Here is a 24765-nt window from a genome sequence, read left to right as displayed (position 1 = left end):
GGGCTTGCGAATTTCGATCCCCCAATATGCAGATTTTGATCCTCTTTCGCCGCGATCTTAGCACGCATCATCGTTGCTATCGCCGGCTACCAGAACGGCGGGGAACGCGGAATCGCATCCGCTGCCAATAGCCGCGCCGTCGCGGTTAAACAGGAGACAGAAGTGAAGAACCTCGAAGAAAAGCTTGCCTACGGTTTGAAGGTATTCGGCGAAATCATGGGTGAAGACAAGGCGGCCGGCTTGCGCGCCGCGAGCGAGTCCACCGGCTTCGGATCCGACATTTCGCGCCTTGCCGTCAACTACGCGTTCGCGGATGTATGGGGCGACGACAAACTCGAGCGCAAGCAGCGCAGCCTCGTCACGCTGGGCATCCTCATCGCCAACCGGCAGACGCTCGAACTGAAGAACCACGTCCGCATTGCCGTGCGCAACGGTCTGAGCGCACGCGAACTCGAAGGTGTACTCATGCAGGCGCTCCCGTATGTCGGCTTTCCTGCCGTCGCCTCCGCTACCACGGCCGTTCTCGAGACGCTGCGGGAACTGGGCATCGACACCACCACCCGCACTTCGGAAGAGCGCGGATTGCTGTAAGGCGCCATCGGAGCGCCCCGCGATCCAAGGAGACAATTTATGAGCACACCAATCGTGGATATCGTGCCGGCAATGCGCGAATTCAACGTTTCCAACGACCTGATCGGCGATCACGCCGCGCTGCAAGCACGATGGAACGAAGACGGCTACCTGTTTTTCCGCGACGTTCTGGACCATGAGCCGCTGGAGCGCATGCGCGGTCTGCTGGTAGACCACCTCGACAGCCACGGCTTCGTGGACCGTAACGATCGAGACGTGCGATGGACCGGCAAAGAACGCGAAAACTTCAGCTTCTTTCCTGTGAAGGCGATGAATGAACAGCGTGCCGCACGCACCGTGATGGAAGACCCGGCGATTCGTGCGTTCTTTCAGCGGCTGTTCGGCGTACCGCTTTACTGGGTGCCGTTCACCGAATACCGCACGTCGCCGCCCGCTATCGACAAAAGCCGCACGCGCTTCGACTTCATTCATGAAGATGCCATCTACAGCGACCGGCTCGATTTCATCATCTGCTGGATTCCGCTCAGCGATATCGATGCGCAAGTTGGCGGGCTGGCCGTAGCGGAAGGATTGCACAAGCTTCCATGTCTGCACAGGAAAGACGGCGACAAGATCATCCCGATCGATCTCGCTAGCGTGCCCGAAGACGCATGGCGCCGCACGAACTACCGCTTGGGCGACGTCCTGTTGATGAGTCGACGCACGCCGCACTCCGGCCTCAGCAATCATTCGGACCGTTTTCGTCTTTCTCTCGACACGCGCATTCTGCCGCACGGCGGAAGTTTCCCGTTCGAGCCGCGCCTGCCGTATGTGGGGACGCTGACGTCGATCGCATCGGGCCAGATCGTCGTGCGCGACGCGCATGGCGAACATGTGCTGCGACTCGACGAGACGAGCTATCTGCGCGGTTTCCAGGGCAACCGTCTGCGCGGAGACGAAATCGCCGACGTTTATCAGCCGGGCTGCGAAGTGATCGTTGCGCATGAAGGCGGCCTCGTTCAAACGCTGCGGCCGCAGCACTGATCGTCGCATCAGGCGTGAAGACGAGGTTCGTCTTCACGCCGCCACACGCCTTACCTTTCTGAAACATCGACTCACGCTCCGCTCCCACATTAATTGAACATCGTGCTAATATCAGAACGCATGCTTCGGAGCACGAGGCCGCGCATCTGCAATCACTGTCACCGGGATCAGCGGCATCGCGCGCGAACCGTCCAGGCATGACACGCCTGGCCTGCGTATCGTTCGACCACGGGACAAGTCATGATCGATTCATCCGACGCGGTACTCGTCATCGGCGCCACTGGCATGCAAGGCGGTGCCACGGCTCGGCATCTCGTTGCGGCTGGGCGCAAGGTGCGTTTCCTGACGCGAAATCCAGACTCGCCGGCTGCGCGTGCACTTGTCGAAATGAATGCGCAGGCGCTCCACGGAGATCTGGACGACAGCGAGTCCCTCGAAAAAGCGCTGGAGGGCGTCGGTTCCGTCTTCTCCGTTCTCCTTCCTGATTTCGATCGCAGCGACAGCGAACGCCGCCAAGGCTTTGCGCTCATCAACGCAGCACGTAACGCGGGCGTCGCGCAGTTCGTTCATACCTCGGTGGCGCAGGCGGGCAATCACGAGACGTTTCCCGGCTGGAACGACAAGCGTTGGAACCGAAAATACTGGACGGACAAATGGGAGGTCGAAGAGGCCGTTCGCTCGGCGGGTTTCGAATCGTGGACGGTCTTGCAACCTGCATTCATGATGGACAATCTGGCTGAGCCGAAAGCAGCCGCGATGTTTCCGCACCTACGCGAACGCCTGCTGCTCACCGCATTACTACCCGACGCACGACTCGACTGGATTGCCGCCGACGACGTGGGCGCGCTCGCGACCAGCGCGCTAACCGATCCGCAACGCTGGCACGGCCACACCGTGCCGCTGGCGTCCGAAAAGCTCACGATGTCCGAAGTCGCGCAGCGCCTGGGCAACGCAACGGGTGTACAGATCCGCGTTTCGCACGTCTCACCGGATGAAGCCAGAGCAAAGGGACTCTTACCGGGATGGGTGAATGCACAGGAATGGATCAACGCGGTCGGGTATCGCGTCGATCTCGATGCGCTTTCCGAACGTGGTGTCCGGCTCACCCCGATGGTGGACTGGATCGATGCGAATCGACAACGCATCCCACTCGCATAGCGGTCGTTGCGAAGCAATCGATCTGTCGCAGGTGCGAGAAGTCCTTCGTATGTCATTTCGTTCCGCACCGTCCGTCTGTGAACCGGTGTGGGCAAGCCTCAGGCAATGGAAGATCCACAATGAATGACCGTGCACCCTCATGGTTCGATGGCGCGATGACGCAGCCGCGTCGATCCCACTTCACCGAAGGCAGCGGGGTTACCGTGCACTATGTCTCGTGGAATGCCGCAGACACAGCTAAGCCGCCCCTCGTCTTCGCGCACGGCTTTCTTGGGCACGCGCACTGGTGGGACTTCATTGCGCCGTTCTTCACTGATCGCTTTCGCGTTTTCGCGCTGGATTTCAGCGGCATGGGCGACAGTGCCTACAGGCAGGAATACAGCGCCGGCGTTTTCGTGCGCGACCTCGTCGCCGTCGTGGATGCAATCGGCTCCGGACCGTGCGTCGTGGTCGGCCACAGCTTTGGCGGATCGCGTCTGCTTCAGGCGTGCGCGACCTTTCCCGATCGTCTCTCGCATGCAATCGTGCTCGATTCGTATTTCATGCTACGCGGTGATAATTTGCCGACGGTGGAAAGACGCCCGCCGCCACGCCCCTATCCGGACTGGCATACCGCCGTGAGTCGCTTTCGACTCATCCCTGGACAAGATTGCGAGCCGTGGCTGCTCGAGCATCTCGCGCAAACATCGCTTCGTCGAACCGCTGACGGCTGGGTATGGCGATTCGACCCGAAGCTGCGGGTTCTCCAGCCGGTCGAAGGCGAGGAAGACTTGCTGAATCGCATCACAGTACCCGTCAGCTATGTTCACGCCGAGTGCAGCAGCGTGGTCAGCGCCGATCGCGCTCGCCGCATCGTGGATGCGATTCCCGGCGCGAAGGGCCCCATCACGATGCCAAGCGCAGGCCATCACATGATGCTTGACCAGCCACTCGCGCTGGTGAGCCTGCTACGAGCATTGCTGGCATGAACCCCGACATGCGCGATCCGATGACAACGCCGTGGTCGACCGAGCTGCCTCTCTCGGCCCTGATTGCACACGCGGTCGAAAAGCACGGCGCCACTGCGCTGCATTTTCATACCCAGGGCGGTGCCTACACTTGCACCACCCGGTCCCTGCTGCACGACGCGAAAGAGATCGGCCGGGCGCTGAGAGCCATCGGCCTGCGTCGAGGCGATGTGATCGCAATACAACTGCCCACCCAGCGTGAGACTGCGCTGCTATATCTGGCTGCGCTCGAGATTGGTGCGGTGCTCGTGCCAATCGTGCACATCTACGGTCCCGCCGAAGTCGGTTTCATCCTTCGACAATCGCGCGCCCGATTTCTTTGCGTGCCCGACTTCTGGTCCGGCACCGACTATCTGGAGCGTGTCGCCGCGCTTGGCAACACGCCTGACCTCGAGCGCGTTATCGTCGTTGGCGATCGGGCACCCTCGAACGGCATCACATTTAGCGCGCTGCAACGACTCGCCGCGACAACGCATGATCAGCGCCCTGTCGACTTGCCAACGTCGGAAGATATCTGCCTGCTGCTGTACACGTCGGGAACGACAGCCTCGCCGAAAGGCGTGCAGCACTCTCATCGCACCGTAGGCGCAGAGTGGCGGATTCCGTTCATCGACGGGCCAGGGCCGTATATGACGCCCTTCCCTGCTGGTCATATTGCAGGCTTCAATTTCCTGTTGCGTCCGTTCATAACCGGCACCGAGATGGTGTTTATGGACCGATGGGACACCTCACTTGCCGCGCGACTGGTCGATGAGTATCGCGTGCGCCTTTCTGGCGGCACACCGTTCCATCTCCACGGACTCCTGGAAGCCGCTCGCCGCGACGGGCGCAGTTTGGCGTCCCTCGTGTCTTACGGCCTGGGCGGCACGGGAGTCACGCCGGAGCACGTCGCGATCGCCGACCAGGCCGGATTCGCCGGAACCCGCGCGTACGGGCTGACCGAGCATTCGACAGTGAGCGTCGGATGGGCCGATTCTCCCTTTGATGTTCGGGCCTGCACGGACGGCCGCATTCAACCCGGCTCGCAGGTGCGCGTCGTCGACGAGTTGGACAGCGACCTGCCTACGGGACGCGACGGTGAGATTCTGATCAAGGGACCGGAGTTGTTTGTCGGCTACACCGATCCGGCGCTCAATGCGGCCGCATTCACGCACGACGGCTGGTTCCGGACCGGCGATATCGGCCGCGTCGACGAAAGCGGCTGCCTGACCATCACGGATCGCAAGAAAGACATCGTCATTCGCGGGGGAGAAAACATCTCGTCGCTCGAAGTAGAGCGAGTGCTTGCCACGCACCCGGCCGTGCGCGATGTCGCTGTCGTGGCGCAGCCAGACGCGCGATATGGCGAAAGAGTCTGTGCGGTCGTCGTCTTGCACGAACACGCCTCGCTCGATCTGAGCGCAGTCCAGACCCACTTTGCCGCTGCGGGGGTGGCGAAGCAAAAGACGCCGGAACACCTTTGCGTGGTTTCAGAACTGCCGCGCACGGCTTCGGGAAAGGTGAAAAAAGGCGATTTGCGCAAGCAGCTTGCGGCGCAATAGTGGGTCGGTCGATGTTTATCGAGCCTGGCCGTCGTGGCGAGACTTAAAAAACCGATCTCGCCGCCTTGACACCTCATCGGACGAAATAAGCCGATCATAGATCGCACGCGCTGCGGCCATACCCGCATCGAAATCGGCCGATTCGGCCGCGGCGGCGATGGCATTCAGACACTCGCTTTTTACCGCCTCGCTACAGCTGAGGCGTGAGCGCGCCTCGGCAACCACGGAAACCGGATCGCAATCGGGCAACGGCAGCCGGCGAATCAACGGCAATGACGTGCTCCCTACCTTCTCACGCGCCAGTTCTATCGCAACGCGCAACAGGTGCTCCTCATCGCCCTCAACGATCCGGTCGAATAACGCGGTGCCGCGGAACGTTCCTGCGCGCACGATCTGAGCGCCAAGAATGAAATCGATCGACTTTGCGAGGCCCAGCACGCGCGGCAAACGCTGAGTGCCGGAAAGAGGGATCATGCCAAGCTTGCATTCGGGCAGACCGATCTGCGCACTGTCCGCGACCACTCGATAGTGGCACACCAGCGCGGTTTCCAGGCCGCCACCAATTGCGAACCCGTGGATAGCGGCTACAACAGGCTTGTCGCTCGCCTCGATCACCGGGTGAACATGCATCGACAACGCTGGCGCAGCGGTTGCAGCAGAAGTGCCGAATTCGCGAATGTCACCTCCCGCGGAAAAGCCGCGTCCACTGCCGGTGAGCACGATCGCGCGAGCAAGCGCATCGCGTTGGGCTGCGTCGAACGCAGCGACGAGTCCACGGCGGAGCCCCAGCCCTAGACCGTTGACCGGTGGATGGTCCATCGTGACGATAGCGACGTCGTCTTCTACACGATACGTTACGTCGGCGAAGCGCTGCGGCTGGCAATGCATCATCTGTTGTTGGCTGTAGCGTTTGACGAGGCCGGTAATGTGTGGCTAGCGGCTGTTCGCAAGCCAGCTGGGCATGTCTGCTGGCCACGGATCGGCGTACACCGCGTGCACACCCATCGCGGTCGTGTAGGCCAGATTCAGTACGTTGCAAAACGCGATGAAAGCCAACACCCGAAGCGCCGTGCGAACCGCTGGATGACAGTCGATACGATCGACGCCTCGCTCGATGGCCGTATGTCCGTTCTTGTCGACGCTCAGCAGAAGGAAGGCCGACGCCACGAAAGCAGACGGAAACAGCAAAAACTCATAGACCGGAAACTGGTAGTAGTGACCACCCCAGAAAGAAGCGCTCTGGAACGCACCTGGCCACGCGTCGAACCCCATGAACCGGCTGGCAGCGATGTCGAGCAAGCCCATTGTCATCCAGATCACGGCGAAGCCCGCGAGCGCGAGTCGCAGGTTGCCGGCACGAGGCCAACGCTTGCGGGTCGCACGCATCGCCCACAACGCCACCACGGCGGTGCCCGTGAAGGTATAGAAGTAGCTTGGCGCGTCGATCAGAATGGGCTCGGCGATGCGAGCATGCGACGATTGCCAGAACGGAATGAAACGGCACCAGCAGCCGAAGTTCAGCGCATGGGCGTTATAGGTGAACATCGGTCGAAGAAAGTCCAACCACGGATCAAGCCAATATGCTGAGAGCCAGCCGATCATCATCAAACGCACCGCGTCGATGCGGCGACTCTTGACGATTCCGTAGACATACCAGATCGCTACTGGAATCAGGATCAGCACGCTGACCCACTGGTAATGGTCGATCGTCGCTTTCACGGACTCTGGAATCGGATCCGCGCCCAATTCCACGGGGCGGAAGTCCTCTGAACGAATCCACGCCACATAGGCGCGGATTTGTGCAAAAGCGAAAAGCGCACCGAGCGCTGCCCACGCATACACCCTATGCCAGGTTGTACTGCTGCGGGGGGCGACCATTTCCGACATGCGTTGCCTCCTTCATCACGCCGTCATTCACCTATGTGAATGTTGATCGCAAAAATGTACTCCTACCGATGTGGCTACGTCAAGCACATACGCAGGTTATCGGCCCATGAGGTCGTGAATCTCGTGATCGAGCGCCGCCATCGCGAACCGAGGCGCAACTGCGCAATTGTTGACTTCCGCCTGCCATTCCACGGGATTCACAAGCCAGAAGAACAGCCCATAGACGATGTGGCGCCGGTAAGCATCCAGCGCGCTTTCAAATGACGGCGGCTTGTCCACGCCGTGAAAAGCAAGCCGCTCGAGATAGTATTCGAGCAACTCACGCTCCCATCGCGGCCGATCCGCGATATCGAGTGCCGATATCAGGAAGTACGTGACGTCATGGGCCCACGGTCCGCGTCGATACGACTGCCAGTCAAGAAAGCCGGGCGTGCCGTCGCGGTCGAAATAGAGATTGCCGAGGTGTACGTCGCCGTGAAGAAACGTCATCGGCCCGATCCGGTCGAAAGCACGCAGATCGAGGAGCGCCTGCTCCATCCAGTCACGATCATGAAACCGCTTAGGCACTGCAGCGCCGCGCGGCAACTGCGTGTAGCTGGCGAACACATCCGGTTTCAGTTGGCCCCAGTGATACGTGCCGGCCTCGCCGTCGGGCAGCGGGTCCTGCGCCGCGAGCCAGCCCAGTTCGCCACCGTTCTCGAGCGCAGGCGATTGCCAGAACTGCGCATGCCACCGCGCCTGGGCATCCAGATTTGCCGCCGCCTGCGCAAACGTCAGCGGCCGCTGCACGCGGCAGAATTCCACTTGCCGAGAACGTAGATCCTCGAGGATCACGATTGACTGCCCGCTTCGACTGTCCGTCTCTGCATAGAAGCAGGCAGGCACATTCGCAAGTAAGCACGGATGGACTTCCTTGAAGAATCTCGCCTCGTATTCGTATATGTAGGCGTTCAGATCGCGATACTCAGGAACGAAGCCGCCCTTGACGATCAGAGACTCCGGCATGCCAAGCTCGCGTCCTCTTGCGTTGTAAGCCAGACGCACCCTGACTTTGGTAGCCGTGCCGTACATCACGTCGTCTATAGCCAGCGATTCAATCGCTACGCCCTCATGGCTCTGGGCGAGCGCCGAGGTCAGCCATGAAGGTGTGATTTCCTCGACCTGCAACGGAAGCCTGCCGGTGTCTGACTGTGGCCCGTGTGATTCCGTCAGGGCGAGGCTTTTCTTCGCAACACTCATCTTGACGCGCTCCTGTGAGTTCCGTGTGCGTTCGTGCTCGACATCGTCCACGCGCATGTTGCGCGGCACGTCTGAAGGCTCGCAACGAGGGAAATCCCGGCTGGCATTTTCGTTTCTTTTTTAGAACGACGTACGCTTTCCTGCGCACCGCTTCAAACTCGTCTGCTAACACCGCGCCGAGCCGGCTTCATTCCTACGGTTCGCGAGAGCGCTAATTAGTGAAATTTCTTCACTCTAATCGTTCCATCCGGTAACCATCTTCTGTCGGCTGTTGTGGCTAGAATTCATAAAAAGGCCTAAACCGAGCCCCACAGGAGACGACTCGATGACCACGACCGTGCTTGAACGGCTATTCGGCATTAGCGGAAAAATCGCTGTCGTTACCGACAAGGGACGCAATTCCAGCATCGATATTGCGCCGGTGCTGGCCGCGGCCGGCGCACGAGTGGTAGTCGCGGATCACAGTCCGGCGCATATGCAACCGGTCGTCGACAAAATCCATTCGGCGGGCGGCGAGGCAATCGCCATTGAGACGGACGTGGAACGCGAAGCCTCGGTGATTGCCTTATTCGACCAGGTCAAAGCCGCCTGGGGCAGCCCGGACATCGTAGTCAATTGCGCGGCGATGACCAATAACGGCCCGCTTACAGAGTTCTCAGAAGCCGCCTGGGACGAAGTCATGGCGATCGACCTGAAGTCTGTGTTCTTTTGCATGCGAGAAGCGATCAAGCACATGCTCGCCGCAGGCCGGGGTGGACGCATCGTGAACGTCACCACCATGGGCGCCACGCATGCCGTGCTCAATGGCAACGGCGCTTATGGCGCCGCGCGCGCCGGCGTCGCAGGGTTAGTGCGGTCCGCAGCGCTTGACTATGCCCGCGACCGGATTCTCGTCAACTGCGTGCTGCCCGGTGCGGTGCCCGGCAAGGTTCAGTTTCATCCGGATATGCAGGCTCGCCTTAAGACAGGACAGCTCACGGGACCCGGCACGGATGCTGAGCGACGTCTGCCGCTCGGATGGGGCGACCCCGCCGATATCGCCGCCGCGGTGCTGTATCTCGCGGGGCCATCGGGCCGCTATATGACCGGCCAATCGATTACGCTCGACGGCGGATTTCTGATTAGCTGAAGGCGTCGGCGGCTGCCGCGAATCCTGGGTCGGCGGTTCACCGTGGCACTACGACGACTGAAGCGAACCGAATAGCCCGACCTTCATCGACCAATCAAACCGGAGCATTCCATGTTTAGTGAAACGCAGATCGGCGCGCGCCTCGCGCAGATTTTCAATCTCACGGGCAAGACCGCCGTTATTACCGGCTCTGCGCAAGGTCTCGGCCGCGAGAGCGGGCGACTGCTTGCCGAGGCCGGCGCCAATGTCGTGATCGCCGACCTGAACCCGGATGCCGCTTGCGCAACAGCAGCAGAGATCGAAGTCGACGGCGGCATCGCGATTCCATGCAAAGTCGACGTTGCCGACGAAGCATCCGTCAAGGCACTCTTCGCCGCCGTCGATGCAAAGTTCGGCGGTGTGGACATTCTGATCAATAACGCCGCGCACCGTTCGAAAGCCGAATTCTTTGAAATGTCCGTCGAACAATGGGACCAGATGCAGGACGTCACACTGCGGGGCACGTTTCTGTGTTGCCGCGAGGCTATCACGCGTATGAAGGCAAAGGGCGGCGGTGGCTCGATCGTCAACATTTCCTCCGTTGGCGCACTTCGACCCACGCTGTGGGGCGTCAATGCCCATTACGACGCTGCGAAGGCTGGCGTTGACAGCATCACGCGATCACTCGCCAGCGAGTTCGCAGCCGATGGCATCCGCGTCAACTCGATCCTCCCAGGCGGCATGGCCAGCGAAGGCGGCAAGAACATCAGCGCGACCTTCAAGATTCGAGGACCAATCGTTGGTGCAGGCCGAGTTCCGATGGGACGGATGGCCGCCCCGATCGAGGTCGCCCAAAGCGTGTTCTTCCTCGCAAGCCCTGCCGCTAGCTATGTCACTGGACAGATCGTCGCCGCGGACGGCGGCTTCACGGTCAGCTAGGTAACTGCCACTGCGTGGCTCGCACGACTGCAAAACATTAGGACACTGAAATGCCAAAGATTACGTTTATCGAGCACGACAACACGGAGCATATCGTCGATGCGATTGCCGGACAGTCGTTAATGCAAGCAGCAATCGACAATTCGGTGCCCGGCATCCGCGCGGACTGCGGGGGCTATTGCAATTGCGCGACTTGCCATTGCTACGTCGACGATATGTGGACCGCAAGGATTCCGCCTGCAAAACACGCGGAACTCGACATGCTGGGCGGCGCCATCGATACCAACAACAACAGCCGACTCGGTTGCCAGATTCAATTGACCAACGACCTCGATGGATTAGTCGTCCGGCTACCCGTTTCGCAAACCTGACGAAACCCACGACGAATAACCTGTTCGCGGAGAACACACATGTCTCATAGCGCGGTCCCACTCGTTCCAGTTCCCGACCATGTTCCTCCCGAACTCGTGGTGGATTGGGATTTCAGCAAGCCTCCCGGCGGCGAAGCCGACATCGTCGGCGCCTGGAAACGTCTGCACGATGGTCCGGACATCATCTGGACGCCGTACAACGGCGGTCACTGGATTCTCACGCGAGCGGAAGACATCGAATTCGCGCAGCGCAATCACGATCCGTTCTCCATGCGCGAAATCACGCTGCCCGCTAGTACAACAATGCAAATCTTGCCGCTCTCGGCCGATCCGCCTGAGCATGCCGACTATCGCGCACTGATCAACCGCTTCTTCGCGCCGAAAGTGATACGCGACATGGAAGGCGAGATCCGTGAACTGGCCGTCTCGTTGATCGAAAGCTTCCGGGAAAGAGGCCGATGCGAATTCATGGCCGACTTCGCGATGAAGTTTCCCATCACGATCTTCATGCGGCTCGTGAATCTCCCGCTCACCGATCTGGACGATCTGCTTGCGTGGACCGAGGCGAGCGTTCGTGCCAACGATCCCGAGCGTCGCGAATGGTCGCAGCGCATGCTGTTCGGCTACCTGGAGAGCATCATTCGTGAGCGCCAGAAAGAGCCGGGTACCGATCTGATCAGCGCAATAGTGAATGGAACCGTATTCGACCGGCCCCTCACGGAGCAAGAGATCCGCGGCATGATGGTCAACGTCATCTTTGGCGGGCTCGACACTGTTGCGTCCACCATGGGTTTTGCCGTGCTCTATCTCGCTCGCAATCCGGCGCATCGTCGTCAACTGGCGGAGCACCCGGAGCTGGCGGGGAACGCGGTGGAGGAATTGCTGCGCATGTTCGCGCCTTCGAGCACAGGCCGTGTGATGACGCGCGACTTCGAATACAAGGGCCTGCATTTCAAAGCGGGCGATCGGGTGTACGTCCGTCCGCTGCTACACGGTATGGACGAGCGCAAGTTCAAGTGCCCGATGCATGCAGACTTCGCACGTGCCAATGCTTCGCAACATGCGGCCTTCGGCAACGGTCCTCATCGCTGCGCCGGTGCGCTCCTTGCGCGCAGTGAGATTCGCGTGTTCCTCGAGGAGTGGTTTAAGCGCATTCCCGACTTCTCGTTGGATCCGGATGGCGAAATAAGCTTCGAAGGGGGAATGGTGAACTGCGTGACGCGTGTATCGCTTTTGTGGGATTCCGACGCGAAGCGCGCAGTCTAGCGCTCGGCGTCTCCATGATCAGGCTTCTTGCAGAAATGCAATGCTCTCCTGATTGAATCTCTCGGGCTGTTCATACTGTGCCCAGTGGTCACAGCCCTTGATTTCCACGAGCTGCGCGTTTGGTACGGTCCTCGCGATCGCATGGGCGTTGCTGAGAAACATATTGGGCGCATCAACGGCAGCGATCACCTGCACAGGCAGGGTCAGGCTGCGCCACTCTTCCTCGCTGAGGGCCTGGCCGCCCAGTGAGAAGGCCAGAAGACGGGGCATGGCGGCCTTCATGCGCGGGTCGCGGTAAATCTCGAGGCGCACGCCAACCAGTTCGTCGGACAGTGCCTCCGGGTCCAGAAGCAGCGCTTTCAAGGCAGCGGAAACAGTTTCCCAGCCAGGTTCGGCCGCGGCGGAAGATCGGCTCTTGCGCACACCTTCGGCAAAGCGTCGCTCCTCTTCCGGATCGACGATGATGCCCGCGGGGGCCACCAGCACCAGCTTGTCGACACGAGCAGGATGGGCCAATGCCAGTGCCGCACCCACCCAGGCGCCCAGAGACACGCCGACAACCGCGGCTCTCGCGATACCCATGGCGTCCATGAAGCCGCGCACGTGCTCGACGTAGTCCTCGATCAGGTAGTCGTAATCGGGCTTGTCGGTCCAGCCGCAGCCCAGCATGTCCAGACCGATGACGCGGAAATGGCCGGCATACGCCGCATAGTTCGCGCCGAAATTCTCCAGACTGCCCGCCGTGCCATGCAGCAGAATCACCACCGGCGCATCCGCCGGACCGGCTTCCAGATAGCGCGTATCGACACCGGCGGCATCGACCCACGCCAGCTTGTGGGGCGTCTTGAACAGGTGTTGCCAGATGCTGGTGTGCTTCTTCATTGTGCAGGCCTCGCCGTCAGGTCCACCGACAGGAAGCCGGTGACATTACTGTTGAATTCTTCCATCTTCTCGTAGGGCACCCACAGTCCACAGTTGCCATGGATATGGACGCGCGCCCGGGGAATGCGGGTCAACATGAACAGGGCATTGTCGTAGTTGATCGTCTGGTTATTACGTCCCCAGATGACGAGCGTCTCGGCCTGAATCTTGTGCAGGTCCTGCCACAACGGCTCCAGTGTCTGCCCCGGCTTGCCGCCGTGACCTTCCGGCGCCTGATTCATGAACTCGGGCTCGATACTCGCCTCGTAGCGTTCGCGGATCACCTCGTCGGTGAGGATCGTCGGGTCGTAGACGAGCCGCTCGAGATTGGCACGCATGCGCTCCATGCTCGGACCTTCGCCGGCGTAGTAATTGTGCGTATCCGGCCTGGGCGGCATGGGCTGGAAAAGCGATAGCCCGCCGGGCGCACTGATCACCACCAGGCGATCGATCAGCTCCGGATAGTCGATCGCCATTTTCAAGGCTACCGAACCGCCGGTCGCGAGACCCATTACATGCGCGTTGGCGATGCCCAGCGCCTCGAGCATGTCGCGGAAGGTGCGCGCATAGAAACTGGTGCGTGGCCCCTGGATCTGCGGCTTGTCGGATTTGCCGTAGCCCGGCAGGTCGACGATGAGCGTGCGGAAATGGCGCGACAGCGCCTTCAGGTTGCGGCCGAAGTTCCCCCAGCCGAAAGCACCTGGCGCACCGCCATGAATGCACAGCAGGACGGGCCCTGTACCGGCCTCGTGAAAGTGCACCTTGACGGCGCCCGCCTGCACGAATTTCGAAGTGTTGTCTCTTGTCAGCGTCATTGAAGTGTCATCCCAATCGTTATTCGCCCGCGGCCTTCATTGCCGGGTAGCGCCCAAGCAGCAGGATCGCGGCAGCGCCGACGACGCACGCAACCAGCGAGACTTCGTGCACCAGCGCATATGAGCCCAGGCGGTCGAATGCAAGGCCGTACAGGAACGGGCCGGCCGCGCCGCCCAGCGTCGCCGCGCCGAACAGGCAGCCGTAAATCGAGCCGAACGAGCGATTGCCGAAATACTTGCGCGCGAGGAACGGAATCAGATCCCCTTCCGAGCCCGTCGAAATGCCGAGCAGCAACGCCGCCAGAATGATCAACGCCGGCACGTGCGCGGCGCCAGTGAGGAAGATCGCAAAACCCATCGCGCCGACAAAGAAGGCGGCGCAGGCCACGAATGGAGCAAACACGCGGTCGAGCACTGCGCCAAGCCCTACCCGCGCAATCGCGAGACCCGCACCGACGAAGCCCGCCGCCTGTGCGCCGACATCGTGTCCAAGCCCCCGGTCGCTAACGAACGGAGCAAGATGCACGAAGCCACCAAGAATCGCGCTCGAAATTAGGAACATGACGATCGCGAGCAGCCAGAAGCGATAGCCGCGCACCGCTTCGCCGAGCGTAAGCCCCGGGTCGACCGATGCCGCCGCCCTTACATCCGCGGCAAAGTGCTTCTGTTCCGGCAGATTGCGGAACATCAGCCGATGCGCAACGAAGCCGAGCACCAGCACGACCAGCGCGCTCGCGCCAAACCAATGGCGCCAGTCCATCATCACGCCCAGCCGGTTGGCGGCGATGGGTGCGAAGAAGCCACCCACACCGGTACCGATCATCGCGAACCCGAGCGCCATGCCGAGGCGCTTGTCGAAGACGCGCGGCAGTACGCCCAGGTAGCCTGCGGGGGTGGTCCCCGAGCCGAGAAAGCCGATCAGGAAACCGACTGCGGCGAAATAGGCGTGATTAGGGGGCGCAATTGCAAGCGCAACCAGCGAAACCGCGAGAAGCGCGATCGAACCCGCGACGACCTTGCTCCAGCCCAGCCGATCGGCAAGAAAGCCGACTGCCGGCGCTCCTAGCGTCGTCCCTATCAGCGAGAACATCGGCAGCACCGCCACGTCGGAGCGGCCCCAGCCAAAGGTCGCCGCCATGGGCTTCAGAAACACGCCCGCGACGCTGAAAAACAGAGGCCCGAAGCCGAACATCAGGCCGATGGCGGCGCCACAAACGATCCACAGGCCCGCGGATCGGGTCATCTTCGACGATGCTTCGAGCGAGGGCATCATCTTCGTGCCAAGAGGACTGCTGCTCATAATCTTCTCTCCTTCTTAAAACACGTGGCGAATGCCGAGGTGTACGATCGTTTGCGTCCGCGTCGACGATGCACCCACACCGTTGGGCATCGTCGGTGACTGCGAATACGGCGTCACCGCATAGAAATTGCCTGCCACTTTCGCGCCCGCAAACGCGTGCTGCCAGGTGCCGACCGTGAACAGGTCGGTGCGTTTCGACAGCCGATAGTCGACACCGAGAGTCCCGATGTTGTACTTGCCGAGCTTGCGCTGATCGACATAGGCGAGGCCCGCGCCTACAAGGAAATCCGGCGCCGGATGCCAGCTCAGTCCGCCTTCATCTTCACCAGGCCAAACCATCGCTGGTAAAACGCCACCATCCTGTCGACATCGATGGCATGGATGCCGACGTGTTTGAATCTGGCCTTGAGTGCCTGTGGCATGCTGAGTCTCCTGTTGTATGGGTCGTTGTGGTATTTGATTGACGGGCCGTCGTCCGTAGCACTCCATGAGCCAAGGTTACGGGCCCGAAACTCTATGACAAAGCAACATTTTTGCGGCTTGAATGACTTCAGATCATCCAGGCGCCTTCATTACATTCACGTCGACAGCGCCAGGGCCTCTCGTCCATGTCCCCGCACGATCAAAACCCTGCCGACGTAGCCGAGCACGCCGCACACGCCGATGGTCCAGCCCATGCCGGCCGGCGAGATCCCCGGAAACAGTCCGACGACGAAACTCGCCAGCGCGCCGAAGGCGAGCTGGGTCGCGCCGAACAGCGCCGCTGCCGCGCCGGCATTGTCTGGATAGCGCGACATCAGATCGGTCGCGCAATTGGCGGAAAGCAGTCCCACCACGCCGATGACACAGCACAGTCCGGCCACCATCGACCACAGCCCGCCCCACCCGGTCAAGCATGCAAACGCGACGAACAGTGCTGCGCCAGACGAGAGCGTCGATGCGGCGGAAATCATCCGCAACACGCCGAACCGGCCGACATAGCGCGTGTTCAGAAAGTTGCCGGCCATGATGCCGAGCACATTCAGTGCGAAGAACAGGCCATAGTGCTGCGGCGAGATATGGAAATACTGGATATAGACGAACGGCGTCTCCGTGATGTAGGTGAACATCGCGGCAAACACCATCCCGCCGCACAGCAGATGCCCCCAGACGGCCGGATCGCGCAGCAGCCGCCCGTATGCGGCGAACGACTGCAACACGGCCTGGTTAGCGCGCTTCTCCCGCGGCCACGTTTCCGGCACACGCAGCCACGCGGCCACTGAACAGAACGCGCCGAACAGCGTCAGTGCGACGAATACTGTGCGCCAGTCGCCGAGCAGCAACAGTTGCCCCCCGATCAACGGCGCGAGCAGCGGTCCGACCGAGGTGACCAGCGCGACCATCGACAGCACTTTCGACGCTTCGCCGGGCTCGTGCGCATCACGAGCAATGGTCCGCGCAAGCACCGAGGCAGCGCCTGCCCCGAGCGCTTGCAAAAAGCGCATCACTATGAGCTGGTTAATGGAGGCCGAGAGCCAGCATGCAACGCTGGCGACAACGAACAGGCCGAGACCGGCGAGCAGCACCGGACGTCGCCCGTACGCGTCGGAGATCGGACCGTACAGCACCATGCCGATCGAGAACCCGGCGATAAAAGCCGTCAGCGTTGCCGCCGCAGCGGCGGCCGGGACGCCGAACGATGCGGCAATCGCCGGCAGGCTCGGCAGATAGATATCGGTCCCGAGCGGACCGCAGGCGGCAAGCGCGCCAAGCAACAGGATCAGCCGCCGATCCGGCCGGCGTCGAGTCAGGTGGGGCATCGCAATTCCGTTGGAAGCGGTTCGGTTCGTATTCGCCAGAAAAAACCGGCGGGCGGGCACACTCACTGCACGCCATCAGATCGCAGCATCGCGACTCACGAATCCGCCTTCGCCGTTGATTTCAACCGGTGCCAGCGCTCCCCTGCTGGCGGCCAGCGCGTTTTGCTCGCGCTGCTTGAGCCGGTTTTCAGGCGTCTCCCAGCTACGCTCGTGCCCCCACAGGCTCATGCACCAGAGCTCCTCTGGCTTCCAGCTTTCACGATCGATCAGCCGGCCACCCCACCCCGTTTCGATGAGAAATCCACCGGGCGTCTTCGAATAGAAAGACAGCATGTGGTCATTGCCGTGTCGGCCGAGACTCGTCTGGATCATGCCCGGCATGGTCAACGCCTTGTCGTATAGCCGGCCGACATCGTCCATGAACTTGTATTCGACCATCACGTGATGCAGGAATCTGGCAGGGGTTTTGACCAGCGCCAGCGAGTGATGCCGCTCATTGGCATGGATAAAGCGCACCTTGATGTCCCCTTCCATATAGTCGGTCAGGCCGAAGCCGAGCACCTTTATGTAGAAATATTCCATCTCCTCCAGAAGCGGAGTGCCGATGACAACGTGGCCGAACCCCAGCGAACCGGTACGGAAGCCTCCGATCGGGCGGCCCGGCTTGAAGGGGCTCGCGTCGGTACTACGTCCAACGAAAAATTCGACACGATTGCCGTCTGGGTCAGATGCCCACAACATGCGCTGCACACTGCGTTCGCACCGCTCTGCAGCGTTGCTTTCGTGCACTGGAATACCCGCCGAGGTCATTTCCTCATGCACCGTCTCCAAGGCTTCCAGGCTGTCGACCTTCATGCCGATAAACCCGACGCCATTGCGCTGCGCCGGACGCACGAACAGACGCCAGGCATAGTCATCCATGCGCAGGCCGAGACACCCCTGATCCAGCGAACGGACTTCGAATCCGATGTAGTCCCTTGCGAACGCACGCCACCCGTCCATGTTGGTGGCGTCGATGCCCAGATAGCCGATTTCCTGGATTTGCAATTTGAATCCCCTGTCAATTCGGTGCGCAGTGATGCTCGCGCGGCAGCCCCTGCGTCATCGCGTATTCGCCATTGCTGAACGTCAGGGGCTTGCCGTCGAAATGCGCGTATTGCTTGACCTCGCCGATCAGGATCAGGTGATCGCCGGCTTCCTGGACGGAAACGCGCTGGCATTCCAGCTGCGCAACCGCACCGTAGATCAACGGCGCACCGCCGAGCCCCGCCACCCACGACACCAGCTCGAACTTCTCCGGATGACTCGTGCAGAACCACTGCGACACCTCGACCTGGTCATGCGCGAGCATGTTCACCACGAAATGCTCTGCGCTCCTGAAAGCCTCGACATTTCTCGACTCGCGCCGGATCGACCACAGGATCAATGGCGGGTCCAGCGAGACAGAGGCGAAGGAATTCACCGTCATGCCGACCGGACCGCCGTCATGACTGGCCGTGATCACCGTCACCCCAGTCGGATACTGACCAAGGCAGCGTCGGAATGAGCGGCTGTCATCCAACGGGCGGCCGCGTTCCAGCAGTGCCCACCGCTGCTTGTCCGCGACGAATTGCTGTTGAATCATCATTACGTTTTCGCTCCGTGATGTCTGCGGGATTAGCGCCAATAGGCGGCAGTGGCGAAGTCGTTGACCTTGAATTCGGGCGCCGGCAGACCCAGAAGTGCCCGCGAATAAGCGCTCGCCGCGAGCTCCTTGCCGCCGGTGCCGTGCGTGCGCGCCGCCATCAGGTTGCGGAAGATCAGCTGCATCGGATTGGAGCTCTGCGAAGCCACTGCGCCGACCATCGGCCAGATGTCATGCAGGACATCGAAGCAGGCGGCGAACGAATCGGCCGATTCGAAGCGCACGCGCAGACGCTCCAGATGCGAAATCGGTTCGCCCTTGCAGGCCTGATCGAAAATATGCCGCCAGTTGTTCAGGGTCCGCGTTCGAATGTCGTTGATGCGGGTCAACGCGTCCGCGAGCTTCAGATGGAGGATGGGGTTTTCGGCCAGGCGTGCCCCGGTGCCCATCTTCGTATAACGATTGCGGGACTGTTCAAGAAACAGGTTCACGCCTTCCAGCGCCGTGCCGATCACGGTATTGGCAGCCGTCGCGTAGAACACCGTCATCCACGACACGCCGCGATACAGCGGTGTCTGGATAGCCTCGTAGCCAGGGTTGATGTCGTTGACGACATCGACCATCACGTGGATGCGGTGATTCGGCACGAACACCTTGTTCGCCGTGACCGCCTTGCTGCCGGTGCCGCGCAGGCCCTGCACGTCCCAGCTGTCGTGGTCGATGACCAGGTCCTTGATCGGCACCAGGAAATTGCGCTCACCACCGCCGAGCACGACATAGTGCGCAAAATCGACGCCACTGGAGAAGGTCCATCTGCCATCGAGGATATAGCCGCCCTCGGTCGGTTCGGTCTTGCCGAGCGGCGCGTAAGAGCTGGAGGCACGGGCGTCCGGACCGTAGACGCCCCAGAAATCCTCGTGCATCTGCGGGTCCATCGCCGCGATTTCGAGGTTGTGGCAGACGATCTGGCCGGCGATCCACGCCGCGGAACTGTCGCATTGGGCAATGCGCATCAGGCCGTCGTAGAAGTCCGCCGGAGAGAGTTCCAGGCCGCCGTATTGCAGCGGCGTGAGGCTGCGGAACACGCCGGCATCGAGCATGGCCTCGACGCTGGCATCTGCAACGCGACACTCGCGCTCGGACTGCTCGCGGCCTGCGCGCAGCACCGGAAGGATCGCATCGACAGCCTTCAGGAATGCCTCGCCCGCTTTCAGCGCGCGCTGGCGATACGCTTCGCCCTCGGTGGCCGTGAAGGGTTGGGTTTCAATCACTGCGTTCATGTCGTCTCTATCGATGTAGTTCGAGTGAGCACAGTGTAGGTGGGGTAAGTACCCGATCTAAAACGATTCCTTGTACGTTAGAATGAGTTCAACTCATGCAAGAACGTTTGAAATGAAGCGCCTTCCCTCTCTGACAGCCGTCAGATATTTCGAGGTCGCTGCCCGCCTGCAAAGCTTTACCGCGGCGGCCGCCGAACTCCACGTGACCCAGGGCGCGATCAGCCGCATGATCCAGACGCTCGAGGAACAACTCGAGGTTCGCCTGTTCGAACGCAATGGCCGCTGGATTTCACTGACACCCGTCGGCAGGACCTATCACGAACAGATTACGGTGGGCCTGAACCAGATTGCCGAGGCGGGCAGCCGGCTGAAGGAAAGCGCAGACCAGTCGACGCTGATCCTTTCCGTCAACGTTGGCTTCACCCTCTGGCTGGTCCAAAACATCAGCGAGTTCCGCGCCAAATTCCCGGATATCCAGGTGGACGTGCTGGCCGAGGAACTCAAGGAACTTGATTACGACGCGCCCGTCCATGCTCGCATCCGTTATGGCTCACCCCCGTGGCCCGGTTACGATTCGATCTGCCTGCTCGACACGACCGAGGCGGGCGTGGTTTGCTCGCCGCGCATGAAGCAGCAGGTCGATGTGCATGAACCCGCCGACTTGCTCACGGCCCCGTTGCTGAGCATTGCCGGCACGCGCGAAGAACCTTGGCAGAAGTTTTTCGAACAGCACGGGCTGCAGATGCCAAGCCTCGGCAAATCCCCGCGCTTTCTGCAGATGCTGATGATGCGCGAAGCCGCCATGTCAGGTCTCGGCTTCGGATTGGTGCCCTTGTTCCTGTTTCAGCAGGACTTTCGGGACGGCCGGTTGGTGCAGGCCATCCCGCACACATGCACCATCCAACACGGGTACCACCTCCTTTACCGTAAGGGGGAGGACCTCAACCCGAAACTCAAGATTTTCAAGAAGTGGCTGTTGGCGCGGCTTCGAGCGTCGATATGAGCGCGTGGCCAGGGACACTGCGCACGGCATTGTCGAGTCAGCGACTATAGGTTGAGTCGCGCTGACTGGGTGTAGGCGTCCTGATCAGATAGCGTTGAGGCGGGCTTTTGCTACGCCGCAGAGTTGCCATGCCGTGAAGCGCGCCTCGACGGCAATCTTACTGAACCAACCGGGGCATCATGATCGTCCCATAGTTGGGGCCGATGCCGTCCATCTGGCTGTTTTTGCAGTAGTTCGGATCGTTGCCCATCTGAACGGTGATCAGTGCGTTGGTGCCGCTGCCTGTCTCGTTCAGGATGTGCAGGCACCCGAATGCGACGATCGGCGGAGTACTCCCCTGTCCCCCCGTAACATTACTCACCACGGCTACCGTCACCCAGGCACAACTACCCGCCGAACCCGACGGAATCTGACTACAGGTTCCAACATTGTGGAACGCATTGCTATTCAGGCCCGTCTCGAGATAGATCGGTTGGCCGATAGACATCGGACTCGCGTTTCCGCTCGTCATCAACCCGACTATGGCGTCGGAACCAAGCTGGCTGTTAGCAGAAGAGAGGGACGTCCATTGTCCTGCGTTGCAATTGGCGGCCTGGTACGACGCTCTGATCCCGAAGATGTACGGTTGGCCGATCGTCTGCGGAATGGGCGTGCCGTTGTTGGCCGCTTGGGGGTCGGTTGTACTGGTAGCAAGCTTGGGGGAGTTGGTCGCCGAATTCCAGTAGGAGTTGTACAGGCATTGCGACATCACGATCGGGAACAGTGCCCCAACTTCAGCGGTTCCCGGACTAGCCACGACCGCGGTCGCCGTCGCACTCGTCTTCAGCGACGCGATGTTCAGCACTTGCGCCAGATACATCGGGACGCTCCCGTTGGAGTCGGTCCCATCCTTGTGCACCGTCACCTGGACCGCAGGCACGATCTTTCCGCTTGCTACCGGCACGGTGGCCTGGGAGACACCAGCCGCAACATTGGTCACATTCACATAGCCCGTGGTGACATCCGACGTATGCAACTGCACGGCCGCCCCCTGCACGTTGTTCTTCGGCCCGAACGAAACAGCCACGGTCTGCGAGTCGTTCCAATCCGGATTGGCGGCGCTCGCGTTGTTGCAGCTAGCGTTGCTGGCCTGGGTATAGAGGCACTGTGCCCCTGCAAGCGCCGCGGCGTCCGCGGCAGTCTGTGCCTGCGTGCGGGCCACCATCAGGTTGCCAATGTCGATCGCGAGCGCCGCGAAGCTGAGGAGCATAAGCAGCAGCAAGGCGACCATGATGGCCACCGCGCCCTTCTGCTTCTTCATCGATTTTGCGCGGCGCGGAGTACGCAGGGTATGGACGTTACGCATGATGTGCTTCTTATTCGTTGTTCATCGTGGCCGTGGAGCTCAACGTTATCGGCCCAGTCAACGGGTTCATCAGGGGGCCGAGCAACAACCCCGTGAACGTGTACGAGACCTTGACCGCCAACGCGGTGCCGAACGACCCGCCTGCATTGGTCACCGAGACCGATGGCGCGGGGTTTTTCGCCGCAAAAGAAATCAGGTACGAGGACGTATAGCCGGTCACGACGCTCGTAATGTCCGTGGTCGTGGGTCTGGGACTCGTTAGCACGATGCCCGCCCGCGCGCCCTCCCTGGCGGCGTTGGTGATGACAGCCTGGTCGTACAGAGCCAGGCCGAACTCGACGATTCCGAACACAATCAGCAACAGAAGCGGAAGTACGAGCGCGGTTTCGACGGCCACCACACCCTTTTGCTTTTTTTTCAGGTTCATCATTTGACTCCGTAGGCGGTCACGCAACATTCGCCGACCGCATCCTGGTCGCTAAAGCTTGCGCTCTGCTCCGGACGCTGATTCGGTGGACGCGATCTTGTATTTCGCAACGGCGCGGCTAGCGCCAGGAAATCGAAGTTGGGGTGACTGAACGGCAACGAGCCAGCACACATCGAGGTAACATCGATGACGTGGCAGGTTTGAAATATGATGGAATCGCGACGGTGCTCTTCGCTTGATTTTTCATGATGTCCCCCGACGATGAGTGCCACACTCCGCATGTGATTGCTGAATGCGAAGGGCCTCGGGAAGCCATCTGGTTGTCATTTTGGCTTCCGTTTATAGCTTCGAAGCATACGAGCCAAAGCGGGAAATTCTGCGCGCTGCCGCACAATTCTTCTGCAATAGCGGCAAAGCGGCGATCGACGACAACCCATTGGAATGATTCACCTCCCCCTATGAGCAACAGGATCGCGCAGCTTTTCCGGCATCTGACGTCAGGCGTATATGTGATCGGCGTAGCGGACGGCGAGCGCCGCAATGCGTTCACCGCGAGCTCGGTGATGCAGGTTTCGTTTGCACCATTGCTCGTCGCGCTCGGGATCAGTCCCGAGCATCAGTCGTACGAACTGCTGCGCAGCGGCGCGGTGTTTGCGATCAGCGTGCTGCGCGCGGATCAACAGAAGCTCGCCGAGCACTTCGGCACGCAGTCGGGCCGCGCCGTCGACAAGCTCGCGACGACTCGCTGGCGTACCGGCGTGACCGGCGCGCCGCTATTGGTCGATGCGCTCGCGCATTTCGAGTGCCGGGTGGTCGATGACATCGCGGCGGGAGATCATCGGGTGGTGATCGGGCGTGTCGTCGATGGCGCGCTAGCGGGCGCGGGCGGAAAGCCGCTGATCTATGCGCAGACCGGCAATCTCGATATGAGCGAGGACCTTTATCCCGGGACGTTTTCGTAGTGGGTGGCGTGCTGGCTGCTCAATGCCAGTGCCCGCCATGTCCTCCGTGCCAGTGGCCGTAGTAGCCGCCATGATGATAGCCACCGCCCCAGTAGCCTCCGATCACCACTGACGGTCCCCACCATCCGTAGTAGCCAGCCCATGGATAACCGTATGGGTAGCCGTAGGGATACCCGTAGTAGCCCGGATAACCGTAATACCCGGGATAGCCGTAATAAGCAGGCGCAGGAACCGCGACATAGGTGCAATCCTGTCCCGACAACGGCAAATCGTTTGGCGCCGGATTCGCGCCGGCCGTCCCGCTTGCCGCCGTAGGCGCGCTGCCGGTCGCTGATTCCGTGGTGGCAGTGGCCGCCCCGCTGGTGCAGGCGTAGTAACCACCCGCTCCCGGATAGTACGAATAGGGACCGTAATAGACGCAGCCACACAGCGCAAATGCGCCCGCCACGCCAGTGCATAGACCAACGATTCCACAACGCATGATCGCTCCCCCTCTGCGGGCGCAGCGCAGCCGTCGCGACACGGCATGGTTTTATTCTAGTCGTCGAATCGTGCATCAGGTACGCGTCTTGCGCCGGACAGGTATTCCGTGAAAATCAGGAGTTTCGACATGGACCTGCCCGATCCTCTCGACCCGAACGCCTCCTCGACTCCCGCACAGCCGGCCACCGGCGCACGGATCGCCGGCAGTGGCGTTGGCGATGGTCCCGGCCCCGACGTAATGGCCGCCGCCACGCTCGACGGCAACAAGGTACTGTCTTCCGACGGCCAGGACCTCGGCAAGATTTCCGACATCATGCTCGACGTGCGCAGCGGCCGCATCGCGTATGCGGTGCTGACGGAGGGCGCCATTCTCGGCATCGGCGGCACCTTGCACGCGATCCCCTGGCGCGCGCTGACGCTCGACACGGACCGCAAGTGCTTCCAGCTGGACGCCACGGCCGAGCAGGTGAAAAGCTCGCCGGGCTTCGACAAGGACCATTGGCCGGCGATGGCCGATCGCGCATGGGGCGCGTCGGTCCACCAGTTCTATCATCGCGAACCGTACTGGGAAGCCACACGCGGTGTCGTCGAAAGCGATCCCGCCGCACGTATCGATCCGACCACCGGGATCTGAAGAAGACCCTCGTCCCGGCGCTCCAGCACCGCTATCTCACGC

The 24765-nt window shown here is 61.1% G+C and carries 26 protein-coding genes; 12 read left to right on the top strand and 14 right to left on the bottom strand.

Going from position 1 to position 24765, the window contains the following annotated elements:
• The first annotated feature begins 162 nt into the window (after positions 1 to 162).
• The 5 genes from AB3X96_RS22310 (at position 163) to AB3X96_RS22290 (ending at position 5320) form a co-directional block, all read left to right on the top strand.
• Complete coding sequence (locus AB3X96_RS22310; protein ID WP_176111409.1) at positions 163 to 591, top strand: carboxymuconolactone decarboxylase family protein; 429 nt, start codon at positions 163 to 165, stop codon at positions 589 to 591.
• Positions 592 to 630: 39 nt separating this feature from the next.
• Entirely contained in the window at positions 631 to 1614 is a 984-nt protein-coding gene (locus AB3X96_RS22305; RefSeq protein WP_176111410.1) for a phytanoyl-CoA dioxygenase family protein, read from the top strand.
• Between the two features lie 240 nt (positions 1615 to 1854).
• Positions 1855 to 2772: an NmrA/HSCARG family protein gene (locus tag AB3X96_RS22300; protein ID WP_368591419.1), complete on the top strand. Its 918-nt coding sequence runs from the start codon at positions 1855 to 1857 to the stop codon at positions 2770 to 2772.
• Positions 2655 to 3740, top strand: coding sequence for an alpha/beta fold hydrolase (locus AB3X96_RS22295; protein ID WP_368591418.1), 1086 nt, complete (start codon positions 2655 to 2657; stop codon positions 3738 to 3740). Before AB3X96_RS22300 ends, AB3X96_RS22295 begins: the two co-directional genes overlap by 118 nt.
• On the top strand, positions 3737 to 5320 hold the full coding sequence (locus AB3X96_RS22290) for an AMP-binding protein (protein WP_368591417.1): 1584 nt from the start codon (positions 3737 to 3739) through the stop codon (positions 5318 to 5320). Before AB3X96_RS22295 ends, AB3X96_RS22290 begins: the two co-directional genes overlap by 4 nt.
• Before the next feature lie 15 nt (positions 5321 to 5335).
• On the opposite strand, the gene AB3X96_RS22285 is transcribed toward AB3X96_RS22290, so the two are convergent.
• From AB3X96_RS22285 to AB3X96_RS22275, 3 genes are all read right to left on the bottom strand, one after another.
• Complete coding sequence (locus AB3X96_RS22285) at positions 5336 to 6211, bottom strand: enoyl-CoA hydratase-related protein (RefSeq protein ID WP_368591416.1); 876 nt, start codon at positions 6209 to 6211, stop codon at positions 5336 to 5338.
• 42 nt (positions 6212 to 6253) lie between these two features.
• Positions 6254 to 7207: a spirocyclase AveC family protein gene (locus tag AB3X96_RS22280; protein ID WP_368591415.1), complete on the bottom strand. Its 954-nt coding sequence runs from the start codon at positions 7205 to 7207 to the stop codon at positions 6254 to 6256.
• A gap of 96 nt (positions 7208 to 7303) precedes the next feature.
• Complete coding sequence (locus AB3X96_RS22275) at positions 7304 to 8515, bottom strand: aminoglycoside phosphotransferase family protein (protein ID WP_368591414.1); 1212 nt, start codon at positions 8513 to 8515, stop codon at positions 7304 to 7306.
• Positions 8516 to 8771: 256 nt separating this feature from the next.
• Between AB3X96_RS22275 and AB3X96_RS22270 the strand changes: the two genes are divergently transcribed.
• The 4 genes from AB3X96_RS22270 to AB3X96_RS22255 all read left to right on the top strand — a co-directional run bounded on the left by AB3X96_RS22270 (position 8772) and on the right by AB3X96_RS22255 (position 12130).
• Positions 8772 to 9575, top strand: coding sequence for an SDR family NAD(P)-dependent oxidoreductase (locus AB3X96_RS22270; RefSeq protein WP_368591413.1), 804 nt, complete (start codon positions 8772 to 8774; stop codon positions 9573 to 9575).
• Between the two features lie 111 nt (positions 9576 to 9686).
• On the top strand, positions 9687 to 10493 hold the full coding sequence (locus tag AB3X96_RS22265; protein WP_368591412.1) for an SDR family NAD(P)-dependent oxidoreductase: 807 nt from the start codon (positions 9687 to 9689) through the stop codon (positions 10491 to 10493).
• Positions 10494 to 10543: 50 nt separating this feature from the next.
• A complete protein-coding gene (locus AB3X96_RS22260; RefSeq protein WP_368591411.1) occupies positions 10544 to 10864 on the top strand; it encodes a 2Fe-2S iron-sulfur cluster-binding protein in 321 nt (106 codons plus the stop codon).
• A gap of 270 nt (positions 10865 to 11134) precedes the next feature.
• Complete coding sequence (locus AB3X96_RS22255; protein WP_368591410.1) at positions 11135 to 12130, top strand: cytochrome P450; 996 nt, start codon at positions 11135 to 11137, stop codon at positions 12128 to 12130.
• A gap of 18 nt (positions 12131 to 12148) precedes the next feature.
• Here AB3X96_RS22255 and AB3X96_RS22250 read toward each other — a convergent pair whose 3' ends face one another.
• The 8 genes from AB3X96_RS22250 to AB3X96_RS22215 form a co-directional block, all read right to left on the bottom strand.
• On the bottom strand, positions 12149 to 13012 hold the full coding sequence (locus AB3X96_RS22250) for an alpha/beta fold hydrolase (protein ID WP_368591409.1): 864 nt from the start codon (positions 13010 to 13012) through the stop codon (positions 12149 to 12151).
• Positions 13009 to 13866, bottom strand: coding sequence for an alpha/beta fold hydrolase (locus AB3X96_RS22245; RefSeq protein WP_368591408.1), 858 nt, complete (start codon positions 13864 to 13866; stop codon positions 13009 to 13011). The genes AB3X96_RS22250 and AB3X96_RS22245 overlap by 4 nt, the downstream gene beginning before the upstream one ends.
• A 19-nt stretch (positions 13867 to 13885) precedes the next feature.
• On the bottom strand, positions 13886 to 15166 hold the full coding sequence (locus tag AB3X96_RS22240) for an MFS transporter (RefSeq protein WP_368591407.1): 1281 nt from the start codon (positions 15164 to 15166) through the stop codon (positions 13886 to 13888).
• A gap of 15 nt (positions 15167 to 15181) precedes the next feature.
• Entirely contained in the window at positions 15182 to 15505 is a 324-nt protein-coding gene (locus AB3X96_RS22235) for a hypothetical protein (RefSeq protein ID WP_368591406.1), read from the bottom strand.
• Between the two features lie 239 nt (positions 15506 to 15744).
• A complete protein-coding gene (locus tag AB3X96_RS22230; protein ID WP_176121398.1) occupies positions 15745 to 16965 on the bottom strand; it encodes a Bcr/CflA family multidrug efflux MFS transporter in 1221 nt (406 codons plus the stop codon).
• 75 nt (positions 16966 to 17040) lie between these two features.
• On the bottom strand, positions 17041 to 18012 hold the full coding sequence (locus tag AB3X96_RS22225) for a VOC family protein (protein WP_368591405.1): 972 nt from the start codon (positions 18010 to 18012) through the stop codon (positions 17041 to 17043).
• Between the two features lie 13 nt (positions 18013 to 18025).
• On the bottom strand, positions 18026 to 18592 hold the full coding sequence (locus AB3X96_RS22220) for a flavin reductase family protein (protein ID WP_368591404.1): 567 nt from the start codon (positions 18590 to 18592) through the stop codon (positions 18026 to 18028).
• A 29-nt stretch (positions 18593 to 18621) separates the two neighbouring features.
• On the bottom strand, positions 18622 to 19869 hold the full coding sequence (locus AB3X96_RS22215) for an acyl-CoA dehydrogenase (RefSeq protein ID WP_184227086.1): 1248 nt from the start codon (positions 19867 to 19869) through the stop codon (positions 18622 to 18624).
• Positions 19870 to 19981: 112 nt separating this feature from the next.
• Here AB3X96_RS22215 and AB3X96_RS22210 point away from each other — a divergent pair, with 112 nt between their 5' ends.
• Positions 19982 to 20872 carry a LysR substrate-binding domain-containing protein gene (locus tag AB3X96_RS22210; protein WP_176367974.1) on the top strand — a complete coding sequence of 297 codons (891 nt, stop codon included), beginning with the start codon at positions 19982 to 19984 and terminating at the stop codon, positions 20870 to 20872.
• Between the two features lie 157 nt (positions 20873 to 21029).
• On the opposite strand, the gene AB3X96_RS22205 is transcribed toward AB3X96_RS22210, so the two are convergent.
• Positions 21030 to 22217, bottom strand: a complete 1188-nt coding sequence (locus tag AB3X96_RS22205) for a pilus assembly protein TadG-related protein (RefSeq protein WP_368591403.1) — start codon at positions 22215 to 22217, stop codon at positions 21030 to 21032.
• 10 nt (positions 22218 to 22227) lie between these two features.
• Complete coding sequence (locus AB3X96_RS22200; protein WP_176121404.1) at positions 22228 to 22647, bottom strand: TadE/TadG family type IV pilus assembly protein; 420 nt, start codon at positions 22645 to 22647, stop codon at positions 22228 to 22230.
• A gap of 455 nt (positions 22648 to 23102) precedes the next feature.
• On the opposite strand from AB3X96_RS22200, the gene AB3X96_RS22195 reads away from it, so the two are divergent.
• Complete coding sequence (locus AB3X96_RS22195) at positions 23103 to 23606, top strand: flavin reductase family protein (protein WP_368591402.1); 504 nt, start codon at positions 23103 to 23105, stop codon at positions 23604 to 23606.
• A gap of 19 nt (positions 23607 to 23625) precedes the next feature.
• On the opposite strand, the gene AB3X96_RS22190 is transcribed toward AB3X96_RS22195, so the two are convergent.
• On the bottom strand, positions 23626 to 24087 hold the full coding sequence (locus tag AB3X96_RS22190; protein ID WP_176111431.1) for a hypothetical protein: 462 nt from the start codon (positions 24085 to 24087) through the stop codon (positions 23626 to 23628).
• 129 nt (positions 24088 to 24216) lie between these two features.
• Here AB3X96_RS22190 and AB3X96_RS22185 point away from each other — a divergent pair, with 129 nt between their 5' ends.
• Entirely contained in the window at positions 24217 to 24723 is a 507-nt protein-coding gene (locus AB3X96_RS22185; RefSeq protein ID WP_368591401.1) for a PRC-barrel domain-containing protein, read from the top strand.
• The last annotated feature ends 42 nt before the right edge of the window (positions 24724 to 24765 follow it).

The sequence above is a fragment of the Paraburkholderia sp. BR13439 genome (assembly GCF_040948805.1).
Classification (GTDB): Bacteria; Pseudomonadota; Gammaproteobacteria; order Burkholderiales; family Burkholderiaceae; genus Paraburkholderia; species Paraburkholderia youngii.
Note: the sequence above shows the minus strand (reverse complement) of the source record. Positions and strands in the feature narration are given on the sequence as shown.

Excerpts from the sequence above, each read along its gene's own strand:
- AB3X96_RS22190 (WP_176111431.1), bottom strand. The coding sequence starts at position 24,087 with ATGCGTTGTGGAATCGTTGGTCTATGCACTGGCGTGGCGGGCGCATTT.
- AB3X96_RS22260 (WP_368591411.1), top strand. The coding sequence starts at position 10,544 with ATGCCAAAGATTACGTTTATCGAGCACGACAACACGGAGCATATCGTC.
- AB3X96_RS22185 (WP_368591401.1), top strand. The coding sequence starts at position 24,217 with ATGGACCTGCCCGATCCTCTCGACCCGAACGCCTCCTCGACTCCCGCA.
- AB3X96_RS22240 (WP_368591407.1), bottom strand. The coding sequence starts at position 15,166 with ATGAGCAGCAGTCCTCTTGGCACGAAGATGATGCCCTCGCTCGAAGCA.
- AB3X96_RS22205 (WP_368591403.1), bottom strand. The coding sequence starts at position 22,217 with ATGCGTAACGTCCATACCCTGCGTACTCCGCGCCGCGCAAAATCGATG.
- AB3X96_RS22200 (WP_176121404.1), bottom strand. The coding sequence starts at position 22,647 with ATGATGAACCTGAAAAAAAAGCAAAAGGGTGTGGTGGCCGTCGAAACC.
- AB3X96_RS22280 (WP_368591415.1), bottom strand. The coding sequence starts at position 7,207 with ATGTCGGAAATGGTCGCCCCCCGCAGCAGTACAACCTGGCATAGGGTG.
- AB3X96_RS22270 (WP_368591413.1), top strand. The coding sequence starts at position 8,772 with ATGACCACGACCGTGCTTGAACGGCTATTCGGCATTAGCGGAAAAATC.
- AB3X96_RS22220 (WP_368591404.1), bottom strand. The coding sequence starts at position 18,592 with ATGATGATTCAACAGCAATTCGTCGCGGACAAGCAGCGGTGGGCACTG.
- AB3X96_RS22250 (WP_368591409.1), bottom strand. The coding sequence starts at position 13,012 with ATGAAGAAGCACACCAGCATCTGGCAACACCTGTTCAAGACGCCCCAC.
- AB3X96_RS22255 (WP_368591410.1), top strand. The coding sequence starts at position 11,135 with ATGCGCGAAATCACGCTGCCCGCTAGTACAACAATGCAAATCTTGCCG.
- AB3X96_RS22235 (WP_368591406.1), bottom strand. The coding sequence starts at position 15,505 with ATGGTTTGGCCTGGTGAAGATGAAGGCGGACTGAGCTGGCATCCGGCG.
- AB3X96_RS22290 (WP_368591417.1), top strand. The coding sequence starts at position 3,737 with ATGAACCCCGACATGCGCGATCCGATGACAACGCCGTGGTCGACCGAG.
- AB3X96_RS22285 (WP_368591416.1), bottom strand. The coding sequence starts at position 6,211 with ATGATGCATTGCCAGCCGCAGCGCTTCGCCGACGTAACGTATCGTGTA.
- AB3X96_RS22245 (WP_368591408.1), bottom strand. The coding sequence starts at position 13,866 with ATGACGCTGACAAGAGACAACACTTCGAAATTCGTGCAGGCGGGCGCC.
- AB3X96_RS22230 (WP_176121398.1), bottom strand. The coding sequence starts at position 16,965 with ATGCCCCACCTGACTCGACGCCGGCCGGATCGGCGGCTGATCCTGTTG.
- AB3X96_RS22210 (WP_176367974.1), top strand. The coding sequence starts at position 19,982 with ATGAAGCGCCTTCCCTCTCTGACAGCCGTCAGATATTTCGAGGTCGCT.
- AB3X96_RS22195 (WP_368591402.1), top strand. The coding sequence starts at position 23,103 with ATGAGCAACAGGATCGCGCAGCTTTTCCGGCATCTGACGTCAGGCGTA.
- AB3X96_RS22295 (WP_368591418.1), top strand. The coding sequence starts at position 2,655 with ATGGATCAACGCGGTCGGGTATCGCGTCGATCTCGATGCGCTTTCCGA.
- AB3X96_RS22265 (WP_368591412.1), top strand. The coding sequence starts at position 9,687 with ATGTTTAGTGAAACGCAGATCGGCGCGCGCCTCGCGCAGATTTTCAAT.
- AB3X96_RS22305 (WP_176111410.1), top strand. The coding sequence starts at position 631 with ATGAGCACACCAATCGTGGATATCGTGCCGGCAATGCGCGAATTCAAC.
- AB3X96_RS22215 (WP_184227086.1), bottom strand. The coding sequence starts at position 19,869 with ATGAACGCAGTGATTGAAACCCAACCCTTCACGGCCACCGAGGGCGAA.
- AB3X96_RS22300 (WP_368591419.1), top strand. The coding sequence starts at position 1,855 with ATGATCGATTCATCCGACGCGGTACTCGTCATCGGCGCCACTGGCATG.